Source organism: Bradyrhizobium sp. P2_E8 (assembly GCF_056403875.1).
On the sequence record NZ_JBFUES010001326.1, the window covers coordinates 1 to 1,674 of the forward strand.

General features: G+C 67.4%; 1 protein-coding gene. It reads left to right on the forward strand.

Annotated elements, in window-relative coordinates; all coding sequences use genetic code 11:
- Positions 1-1,674: ABC transporter ATP-binding protein/permease (locus AC1D00_RS40090; RefSeq protein WP_477014501.1), on the forward strand; the 1,674-nt coding region annotated here is incomplete at both ends.

Below are 1,674 nucleotides of genomic sequence, written 5' to 3' on the forward strand. Positions count from 1 at the left end.
GCCTCGGCATGCTGATCGTCCTCACCGTCGGCTTCCAAAACGGCATCAATGTCTGGAACCGCGCGATCTTCGACGCCATCGAGCAGCGCGATGCGACCAGCGTGTTTCACCTCACCGCGGTGTTCTTTCCGCTTGCGATCGGCAGCATCGCGCTCGGCGTGGCGCAGGTGTTCGCCCGCATGGGCATCCAGCGGCGCTGGCGGGCATGGCTCACGGCGAGCGTGCTGACGCGGTGGCTCGCCAACGGCCGCTACTACCAGCTCAACCTCGTCGGCGGCGACCACCAGAATCCCGAATACCGGATCGCGGAGGACCTGCGCGTCGCGACCGATGCGCCGGTCGATTTCCTCGCCGGCGTCACCTCGGCACTGCTGTCGGCCGCGACCTTCATCGTCGTGCTCTGGACCATCGGCGGCGCGCTCACGATCGCGCTCGGTGGATCGACCATCACCATTCCCGGCTTCCTCGTGATCGCTGCGATGCTCTACGCCGCGATCGCATCGAGCTCGATCCTGGTGATCGGCCGGCGCTTCGTGCAGGTCTCCGAAGACAAGAACCAGGCCGAGGCCGACCTCCGCTACACCCTGACGCGCGTGCGCGAGAACGGCGAAAGCATCGCGCTGCTCGGCGGCGAGGAGGAGGAGCGCGGCGGCATCGACCGCAATTTCACCAACGTGCTGCGGCAATGGGCGCGGCTCGCCGGCCAGCACATGCGCACCACGCTGGTGTCACAGGGATCGAACCTCGTTGCGCCGGTCGTGCCTCTGCTGCTCTGCGCGCCCAAATTCCTCGACGGCAGCATGACGCTCGGACAGGTGATGCAGGCGGCGTCCGCCTTCACCATCGTGCAGAGCGCGTTCGGCTGGCTGGTCGACAATTATCCGCGGCTCGCCGACTGGAATGCCTGCGCACACCGCATCGCCTCGCTGATGATGTCGCTCGACGGCCTCGAACGCGCCGAGCAGGGCGATGGCCTCGGCCGCATCACGCGCGGCGAGACCAGCAACGAGGCGATGCTGGAGCTGAACGACCTCTCGGTCACGCTCGACGACGGCACGGCCGTGGTCGGCGAGACCGAGGTGGTGATCGAGGCCGGCGAACGCCTGCTGGTCGCCGGCGAATCCGGCACCGGCAAGAGCACGCTGGTGCGCGCCATTGCTGGGCTGTGGCCGTGGGGCGGCGGCAGCGTCAATCTCCACCCCGACCGGCGGCTGTTCATGCTGCCGCAGCGGCCTTACGTGCCCTCCGGATCCCTGCGCCGCGCGGTCGCCTATCCCGGAGCCGAAGACGACTGGACCCTCGCAGAAATTGGCGAAGCCCTGCACAAGGTCGGCCTCGACCATCTCAAGGAGAAGATCGAGGAAGAGGGACCGTGGGACCAGACACTGTCCGGCGGCGAGAAGCAGCGCCTCGCCTTCGCGCGACTGTTGCTGCACAACCCCGACATCGTCGTCCTTGACGAGGCGACCTCGGCGCTCGACGAGAAGAGCCAGGACAAGATGATGAAGATGGTCACTGACGCGCTGCCGAAGGCGACCATCGTCAGCGTCGCGCACCGCGTCGAGCTGGAGGCCTTCCACAGCCGCAAGATCGTGCTGGAGCGCCGCAAGGGCGGCGCGAAACTCGTCAGCGACATCGACCTGATTCCGCGCAAGGGCAGGCGCAGGCTGCTCG